This is a genomic window from Lishizhenia sp. (genome assembly GCF_057456495.1).
Window position 1 is genome coordinate 1 of record NZ_JBVCPV010000113.1, and the last position, 9,701, is coordinate 9,701.

At 36.7% G+C, this 9,701-nt stretch carries 6 protein-coding genes and 1 pseudogene; all 7 read left to right on the forward strand.

The annotated features are described in order from the left end of the window. Positions 1-34: 34 nt before the first annotated feature. A pseudogene (locus AC22ZQ_RS09145) lies at positions 35-901 on the forward strand (pyridoxal-dependent decarboxylase). A 333-nt stretch (positions 902-1,234) separates the two neighbouring features. After that, positions 1,235-3,442 carry a catalase/peroxidase HPI gene (katG, locus tag AC22ZQ_RS09150; RefSeq protein ID WP_318958478.1) on the forward strand — a complete coding sequence of 736 codons (2,208 nt, stop codon included), beginning with the start codon at positions 1,235-1,237 and terminating at the stop codon, positions 3,440-3,442. Between the two features lie 129 nt (positions 3,443-3,571). Then, the gene (locus AC22ZQ_RS09155) at positions 3,572-5,197 is read left to right on the forward strand and encodes a tetratricopeptide repeat protein (protein WP_318958479.1); all 1,626 of its coding nucleotides are present in this window, start codon (positions 3,572-3,574) and stop codon (positions 5,195-5,197) included. A 97-nt stretch (positions 5,198-5,294) separates the two neighbouring features. After that, positions 5,295-5,816, forward strand: coding sequence for a hypothetical protein (locus AC22ZQ_RS09160; RefSeq protein WP_318958480.1), 522 nt, complete (start codon positions 5,295-5,297; stop codon positions 5,814-5,816). Positions 5,817-6,192: 376 nt separating this feature from the next. Next, entirely contained in the window at positions 6,193-6,996 is an 804-nt protein-coding gene (locus AC22ZQ_RS09165) for an SDR family NAD(P)-dependent oxidoreductase (protein ID WP_318958481.1), read from the forward strand. Positions 6,997-7,186: 190 nt separating this feature from the next. Continuing rightward, the gene (locus AC22ZQ_RS09170; RefSeq protein WP_318958482.1) at positions 7,187-8,008 is read left to right on the forward strand and encodes a GNAT family N-acetyltransferase; all 822 of its coding nucleotides are present in this window, start codon (positions 7,187-7,189) and stop codon (positions 8,006-8,008) included. Between the two features lie 245 nt (positions 8,009-8,253). Then, positions 8,254-9,701 (forward strand): hypothetical protein (locus tag AC22ZQ_RS09175; RefSeq protein WP_318958483.1); only part of this gene is annotated, 1,448 nt, incomplete at its 3' end.

The following is a 9,701-nucleotide window of genomic DNA, read 5'->3' on the forward strand; positions in this document are numbered from 1 at the left end:
TGCTTCTGGAGGTACAGAGGCAAATATTCAAGCAATATGGGTCTACAGAAATTACTTTCAAAAAGAGTTTTACGCGAAAAAAGAAGAAATTGTAATTGTATGCAGTGAAGACAGTCATTACTCCATGGATAAGGCTTCTAACCTATTGGGTATAGACATACAAAAACTTCCTGTTCACGCTGAATCTAGAACCATAGATATATCTGAAGCTGATAAAATATTCCAAAAGTTAGAACGAGAAGGAAAGAAATACATCATAACAGTTTGTAATATGATGACCACCATGTATGGCTCTTTGGATGACATTAACGCCATAACATAATTACTAGCGCGTTTCAATTTTAAATATAAGATACACGTTGATGGGGCTTATGGAGGTTTTTATTATCCCTTTACAGATAAAAACAACGCCCTTAATTTTGCCAATCCCGAAGTGAGCTCAGTTACTTTAGATGCGCACAAAATGGCACAATCACCTTATGGAACAGGTATCTTTCTAATTCGTAAAGGACTAATTTCTTACGTGAATACTGCAGAGGCAAGTTATGTAGAAGGTGAAGATTTTACTTTAATCGGAAGTAGATCTGGTGCCAATGCAGTTGCAGTTTGGATGATTCTAAACAACTACGGTCCTTTTGGCTGGCAAGAGAAAGTATTTATACTACAAAAGAGAACAGCCTGGTTTACAGAACGCTTAGAAGAATTAGGTGTAGAATACTACAGAAATCCCAATTCTAATATTATTACCATGAAAGCGAAATACATTTCAGAACAAATTGCACATAAATTCGGATTGGTTCCTGATAACCATAATAACCCGAATTGGTACAAGGTCGTAATCATGGATCATGTCACCATAGAAAAGCTCCTTCCATTAATTAAAGATTTATCTCAGAAGTAATTTCGATTGCTCCCATTCTTCCAGCTTTAAGAAACAGCCCCTTAAGGAAACGTTTTTAAGGGGGGAGCTATGTTGAGTTCTTTCTTTCCAATGGGTATTGAATCTATATCACCTTTTCATCTTCATACGCGGAAGTCTAGTTTACTGCTCCTTTACAAGCCCTCCCATCTCCCATAAATAGAATCTATGGTAGTATCATTTCTTATGATAACACCTACGATCTATTCCCTACTAATTTTAGAAAAGACAAAAATAATTTAGGATTAACTTGATGCTTCAACACACATTTTTTCCTAACTTTTAAATGAAAAACTAACATAAACTTATTCTAAAATGGAAAATTCAAATGGTGAGGGTAAATGCCCCTTTACGGGAGCAACCGGAAATGCTACTTCGCACAACGCTGCTTCAAACGGTACTAAAAATAAAGATTGGTGGCCCAACCAATTGAAACTCGATATATTAAGACAACACAATTCTAATTCAAATCCTTTAGGTGATGATTTTGATTACGCAGCGGCTTTTCAAAGTTTAGACTATAAGGCTTTAAAAAAGGATTTAGCCGATTTAATGACGGACTCACAAGATTGGTGGCCTGCCGATTTTGGTCATTACGGACCTTTATTTATACGAATGGCTTGGCACAGCGCAGGTACGTATCGTGTTGGTGACGGACGTGGTGGTGCAGGAGCTGGTCAGCAGCGATTTGCACCATTAAACTCTTGGCCCGACAATGCCAATCTAGACAAAGCAAGAAGATTACTATGGCCTATTAAACAAAAATATGGACAGAAAATATCTTGGGCAGACTTAATGATATTAGCAGGAAATGTTGCCCTAGAAACCATGGGCTTTAAAACATTTGGTTTTGCTGGCGGACGTGAAGATGTCTGGGAGCCCGAGGAAGATGTGAATTGGGGACATGAAACCACTTGGTTGGAAGATGATAAAAGGTACAAAGGAGATAGAGATTTAGATAATCCATTGGCAGCAGTACAAATGGGGTTAATATACGTAAACCCTGAGGGTCCAGGAGGAAACCCAGATCCAATAGCCGCAGCGAAAGATATTCGCGAGACCTTTAAACGCATGGCGATGGACGATGAAGAAACTGTTGCTTTGATTGCGGGTGGTCACACTTTTGGAAAAACACACGGAGCAGGAGATGTAGACCTCGTTGGTCCTGAACCAGAAGCCGCACCTATGGAAGCGCAAGGTTTAGGATGGATTTCTAAACACGGTTCAGGAAAAGGAGAAGATGCCATTACTGGAGGCCCGGAAGTAACATGGACACAAACACCTACGCAATGGAGTAATTATTTCTTCGAAAACCTGTTTGGTTACGAATGGGAATTAACGCAGAGTCCAGCAGGAGCTAAACAATGGCAGGCAAAAAATGCCAAGGCTGATATTCCGAACGCTTTTGATGCTTCGAAAAAACAGATCCCAACTATGTTAACTACGGATTTGTCACTCAGGTTTGATCCCGCTTACGAAAAAATATCGCGCAGATTTTACGAGAACCCTGATGAATTTGCAGATGCATTTGCGCGAGCTTGGTTCAAGTTAACACACAGAGACATGGGACCCTTAGCCCTTTATTTAGGTCCAGAAGTACCCGCTGAAGAATTGATTTGGCAGGATCCACTTCCAGCGGCACCGGAGAGCATAATTAATGACCAAGATATTTCAAGTCTAAAATCAATATTGTTGGCATCCGGACTTAGCATAAGTGAAATGGTTGCTACAGCGTGGGCCTCTGCCTCAACTTTTAGAGGTTCAGACAAAAGAGGTGGTGCTAATGGTGCAAGAATTCGTCTGGCTCCACAAAAATACTGGGCGGCTAACAACCCTGCTCAATTGGCTAAAGTATTGGACAAATTGGAAGGGATACAAAATGATTTCAATGCTAAAGGAGGTAACAAAGTCTCTATGGCAGATTTGATAGTACTTGCCGGATGCGTAGGAGTTGAAAAAGCTGCTAAGGATGCCGGACACAATGTAAAAGTTCCTTTTACCCCTGGAAGAGTTGATGCTTCTCAGGAACAAACTGAGGTAGAAAGCTTCTCTTATTTAGAACCCAAAGCGGATGGGTTTAGAAATTATCTAAAAAATAAATTTCAGGTTGCTACAGAAGAACTCCTTATCGATAAGGCACAATTGCTTACACTTACCCCACCTGAACTTACTGTTCTTGTTGGAGGAATGCGTGTATTAAATACAAACTTTGACAATTCTAACGTGGGAGTTTTCACAGATAGACCCGGTCTACTAACCAATGACTTCTTTGTCAACCTACTTGACATGAATACAATATGGAAAGCCAAATCTGAACACAAAGAATTTTACGAAGGTAGAGATAGAGCTACCGGTGAATTAAAATGGACAGGATCGAGAGCTGATTTAGTTTTTGGATCGCAATCGGAACTAAGAGCCTTGGCAGAAGTTTATGCCAGCGCAGACGGTAAAGAGAAATTTGTACATGATTTTGTTTCAGCTTGGGATAAGGTTATGAATTTAGACCGCTTTGATTTAAAATAATATATCATATCACTACTTTGAATTATGAGAGGCAGGAATAATCCTGCCTCTTTTTATAGATTATAATTTTTTGGTTAAGTTCGGGACGATTTTTTATTACTTTTCACGAAACTATAATACCTGTTCTTCATGTTTAATGCTAGAATTCTATATATTCTGTTCTTTTTACTTTTAAACCTAAATGTTTTCGCTGGAGAATTATCGAGCAAGGAAGGTCTTCAAAATCTTGAATTAGAGTTGAATTCAATTCAGAAAAAGGAGAGAAACAACTATGTCTTAGAATTTGCAAAAAAACACGGTGAAGATTTCTTTAAGAATAAAAAAGAATACATCGATTTTTTATCTAGCCTTGAAAATGTAATTTTGGTACACAGTGAAAATTATCCACAAGTCACCTATTATCTCGGAAAAGAACTACAAACCAACAATGAGTTTCAATTAGCATATCCTTACATCTACAAAACTGCATTGTACGTAGGAGATAACCCTACAAAATTTGGTGTGCCTTGTGATTTTTTCGAAATCATGGGAATTTCATATTTCTTCTTTGGGAGATATTCGGAATCTGAGTCTACTTTTCAAAAAGGACTTTCTTGCGGGGGAGTTTCTGAACAAACGAAAATCAATATTTACAATACACTCGGTTTGATTTACAAAAGTTTAAATCAAAAAGAAAGGGCCATAGAACACTACCAGAAAGCTATGCGTATTGCACAAAAAACCAAAAATGACGCTTGGTATGGTGTATTATCTGGTAATATTGGAAACATACTTTTTCAGCAAGGAGAATTAGATAAGGCATACGAATATATCGAACTTGATTACACCTCTAGTATCAAACACACGCAGTTAGGAAGTGCTATGAATGCCTTAAGCTTTCTCGCTAGAATACAAGTAATAAAAGGAAATTTTGAGAAGGCCAATGAGTTTTTATCTATCCATGATTCCTTGCAAGAATTTCATCATGGTAAAAATGTATTTTTAGAATATTATCAAACAAAAACCAAGCTTTACGAGGCTACAGGCGAATACAAAAAAGCATTTGATAGTTATAAACTTCTTAGAGAATATAACGACTCCATAATAAAGTCCAAGGACTTGTTAACCATAAAGAATACAGAGTTTCAAATTAATTTCGAGAAAAAACAATCGGAAATACAGTTATTGCATGAAACGCAAAAAACGGATAGAATTAGAATAAATAGTCTTTGGATACTCATTTCAATTACTATTGTTGCCTCAGGAGTAACAATCTGGCAAATCACGAAAAGAAGAAGAAAAGAAAAGGAGTTGATGCAATTGAAGAATCAACAAATGGAAGAAGACCTTAACCGTTTAGAATCAGAGATGAGTCAAGTCTTAAACAACCTCATCTTAAAGAACGAAAAAATTAACGAGTTGAACGAGGAAATCAATAGCGTTCAATCTCAAAGTGAGAAAAAGGAAGAAATGAAAGCGCTAACAGACAAGCTTCAATCGTTCACTTTTTTAACCGATGAAGACTGGTTAGAGTTTAAACGTCTTTTTGAAAAGCGTCACAGAGGTTTCTTCGACTATTTTCAAGAAAACTACCCTAGTGTTACCAACGCAGAAATTCGATTAGCGGCATTAATTAAACTTAAATTAGAGAAATTAGAGATGTCAAAGGCACTCGGTATAAGTCCCGAATCTGTAAGTAAAACAAATTTAAGACTGAGAAAAAAACTCGAAATTAAAGATCAAAAAGAGCTTCAATCCTTTATTTTATCTATATAAAGAAGGACTTGGGAAGACTTTGTCTTTCGTTTGTCCACCCTCTAATTCAGTGTTTTACAAATAAAAAGATGAGTTTTAGTAGCAAATCATACAACTCATGCAAACTAAAACACTATTCAAAAAAAGTAAAACCACTTTTCTCAAATCGGTCTTAATTGTTGTATCGAGTTTAGTAGTTACACACTCTCACTCACAAGTTGATATACAAATTGGAACTGGAACAGCAATTTCAGATGTTCTTCCTATCAATACTTGTTCAGGATATACCTATTCACAACAAATTTATACTGCTTCAGAAATGAACGCGGGTAGTATTCGTGGTCCATATGAAATAAGCAAAATACGCTTCATGTTAGATGCACAATCATCCTATGGTAGTGATAACTGGAAAGTATTTATTGGCCATACCTCAAAATCTAGCTTTAGCAGTAATTCAGATTGGGAGACAGGAGCTAACCTAACGGAATGTTTTGGAGATACACAGGACGAAAAAGCACTTGAAAACTTAAATATTTTCCTTAATCCAACAAGCGGAAACTTTACCATTGAATGGGGAGATTATGCAGAAGCATCTGTTTCTATTTACACTTTAACAGAAGCGCAAGTTTTAGAATCGTAAACCTTCAATGGTTCAATGACACTAAATGCTGATACTTGGGAAAAAGGGGTCTGCCTTCTTCGCAAAGAACGTCAGGGTCTAGTAACGACAACTAAATTAATCATAGGATAGTTGTTTTTAGTTACCACGTAATAAGCAGAGGCTGGAGAGCCTCTGTTTTTTATTTTCAGTCTTTACATTTCATTAATTAATCAGGCAAATACCACACTTTCTATCCAAGTGCTTAGGAACAATTCTTATCCTTTCATTTCTAGTTTATTACACTAAACATTCTTCTCCAAAGCATATTGTTCTTACGAGTTAATCGCTTAGCGACTTAAAATCTTTCTTCCATTTCACATATTTTTATTTTAACTTGTAGAGTAAACTTTAGCCCATGCAAATTAAAAACAAGGTATTTGTAGTGACAGGCGCCGGAAGCGGCATGGGAAGAGAACTGACCTTACTTTTGGTTAAGAAAGGGGCTAAAGTTGGGATGGTTGATCTCAATACAAAGGGGATGGAGGAAACTGCAAATCTTGCAGGTACTGGTACCACTACCCTTCATTCCATGAATATATCTGATAGAACGGTTGTTGAACAATTACCTGAGCTCATTGAGCGTGAATTGGGAGCAGTAGATGCCCTTATAAACAATGCAGGAATCATTCAGCCTTTTAACGATGTTAAAGACTTGAATTACGAAACAATTGAGCGCATCATGAATGTAAACTTTTATGGAATGCTTTACATGACGAAGTCTTTTTTACCCAAATTATTAGACAGACCAGAAGCTTCAATTTGTAATATATCCAGTATGGGAGGTTTTATACCTTTTCCTGGTCAGACCATTTATGGTGCTTCCAAAGCTGCAGTAAAACTCTTTACTGAGGGATTATATGCAGAACTCAAAGACACGCCTGTTCACTGTACTGTGATACACCCCGGGGCCATCAATACAAATATAATGGAGAATTCTGGAGTAGAGTCCTCAACAAATAATGAGGAACAAAAGGAAGCCATGGAAAAAATGGCACTCCCTGCTGATAAGGCCGCACAAATCATTGTGAAGGCAATCGAACAAAATAAATTTAGAGCTACCGTAGGAAAGGATGCGAGGTTCTTAGATCTATTTTACAGAATTAGTCCGAAAAGGGCTGTTGACTTTATCATGAAGAAAATGGGAAACATGAATTATTAGCTCCTAAAAACTCGCGTTAATTCAGAAGAGTTTCCGACAAATATCAAAACTTATCTACTCCATCTATCACCCAACGACCAAGTATAAAAAGTACTTACTGCCGAGGAGATAATTTAATTTTTCCATAAATCAAAACAGAATTTTTAGTAAATTCGATAGCGGTGTAAATTACAATTTAGAAGTACAAAAGATGGATATTAAAAGTTTAAAAAATACAGATATTGAAGTTATAATAGAATGTTTCTTAAAAGCTTTTAGCAATCATTTTGTTGACTTCCCTGATGATCCAGCATATTTTAAAAAAAGATGGGCATTGAACAAAGTTGACTTCTCTTTATCTTTTGGAATGTTTTGTAAAGACGAACTCGTAGGTTTTATTTTGAACTCTATAGACACCAGAGATGGAAAAAAAATTGCCTACAACGCAGGGACAGGGGTAATACCCAAACAACGCGGAAAAAAAATCACAAAAAGATTATATGAACATGCTCTTCCTCTATTAAAGAAGGAAGGTGTTGAACAATGTTTACTAGAAGTAATCACCCTCAACGAGGTAGCTATACACTCTTACGAAAACATAGGTTTTACCAAGAACAAAATGTATAGATGTTTTTCTGGAGAAATAAAAACCTGCAGCGAAGACCCTATTGAGTTAAAGCAGCACAGCATGGAAGATATCTCGCTGGACCAACTGAAAAATCAAAACGATTACTCTTGGGACTATCAATGGGAAACAATCAAGGCGAGTGAGGATTTATATTATAGTGTTAATTATGAGGGCAAAGATGAATCGTATTTTATCTACAACCCTGCCAGTAAACAAATTGTTCAATTTGAAGTATGGGATAACACTCCTGAAGTTTGGGCAAGACTTTTTCAAGGTATTAAAGAAGTAAACCCACGTATAGGCATCAACAATGTGGATGAGAAATTAACGGATAAAATAGAGGCACTTCGAAAAACAGGACTCAAAAATGCAATCAACCAATATGAAATGAGCTTAAGCTTTTAAGTTAAATTATATATCCTAGCATTTTTCAAACAGGGATAGTACTGGTAGCGCCTGCGGTAGTTTTAGTTTGCTTATTTAAGCTACACAAAGCGACTCTAGAAGCTTAGTGGGGCTTTTACTAAAGCAGTAAAACTACAAAGGACTAAAAGGGAAAGCCCGGTACTTTTTATTTTAAAAAGTAGTTTGCACCCAACACTAATTTTTCAGAATACATCTACCTTTTATGAAGGATACAAGTCAATTTCATGGTAGTATTTCTATATTTGAGCATTGATCCGCAGAGAAGATTTATGAAGCGCATACTTTTGATTTTTATTTTAGTAGTAACTGCACACCTTGCTGGAGCTCAGAACAAACTGCTGGCACCTAAAATTGACAGTATAACCTTGGGCTATAGAAGTGGCGGTTATGCGCTCGATTCAGTTGATGTAGTTTATGGGAACCAGGAAAATCTAAGACCTTCGGGCTTTGTACTTCCCGAACTGAGTTTCAACCAATTTTTGCAACAAAAAGATGCGCTAGGAGCAAACATTGCGGGGTTTAATTATCTGCAACGACAAGCCAATACCCCCATATTAATTTCTCCCCTTCCCTATATCGGTTTTCAATATTCTTTCGCTGGTTCTTTGACACAAAACTTGGATGTTCAGTATAGTCAGGCACTGAATAAGAAAACCTTACTCAACCTCAACTACAACAAAAAAAGTAGCGACGGATTTTTACGCTCATCCAAATATGCAGTGAATGATGTAAATGCTGTAATCTTGCACAAAGGACAGTATTACAGCACAAAATTAGATGCAAAATATAGCGCCTACACTTGGAGTGAAAATGGTGGGATTAAGGAAGGTTCTGATACATTGCTTAAGGATTACGTTATCGGAATTATCCCTGTGAGAAAAACATCTGCTGAAACAACCGTAAAAAAGGCTGATATTTCCTGGGAAAACTACCTTAACTTGAGTAATGATAGTTCACTAAAAACAGGTTTCTTTCAGCAAACCCGTTATGAAGTCATCAATCGAGTATTTACAGATAATGCACCCCTAAAATTAGCTGACACCTTTTATATTGATTCAACGCGTACGCGCGATCAATACCAAACAGCCTCTATTAAAAATGGAGCAGGTTACTTTTTTAGCTCGAAGTATTTCGAAATAAATGCAAGTGTTAACCACCGTTATTGGATGAATCAGAACTTGGATAGATACTTTGACACTACTGAAATATTTTTAGCCTCTAACCTTTATGCGGGGTTTGAAAAGTTCAATCTTTACAATAAATTCTATTTTAACTTGGTTGGAGCTACCGGCGAATTAAAGAATTATACACGTGTAAATCTATCGCTTCCTTTCTTTGACATTAATGCCCATCTAGACTTCAACAATTTATATCCAACACCCTATCAACGCAGACATTACGCGAACAATTTCCAATGGGACATCAATCAACTTTCTGCTCAGCAAATCATTACAATTGGTGGAAATTTAAAACTTAAAGGAAAATTAAACGCTGGAGCTGGTGTATCATCTACAACAATTAACAACGGCCTATATTTCATTGAAAATAAGTGGAGGCAGGATACGCTAAATACGGTAAGTTCATTGAATCTAAAGGCACACGTTGACTATAAAATTTGGAAAATTAATTTGACACATAAAGTAGATCTCAACATTAATTCTGCCAACTTCAA

Excerpts from the sequence above, each read along its gene's own strand:
- katG (WP_318958478.1), top strand. The coding sequence starts at position 1,235 with ATGGAAAATTCAAATGGTGAGGGTAAATGCCCCTTTACGGGAGCAACC.
- AC22ZQ_RS09155 (WP_318958479.1), top strand. The coding sequence starts at position 3,572 with ATGTTTAATGCTAGAATTCTATATATTCTGTTCTTTTTACTTTTAAAC.
- AC22ZQ_RS09160 (WP_318958480.1), top strand. The coding sequence starts at position 5,295 with ATGCAAACTAAAACACTATTCAAAAAAAGTAAAACCACTTTTCTCAAA.
- AC22ZQ_RS09165 (WP_318958481.1), top strand. The coding sequence starts at position 6,193 with ATGCAAATTAAAAACAAGGTATTTGTAGTGACAGGCGCCGGAAGCGGC.
- AC22ZQ_RS09170 (WP_318958482.1), top strand. The coding sequence starts at position 7,187 with ATGGATATTAAAAGTTTAAAAAATACAGATATTGAAGTTATAATAGAA.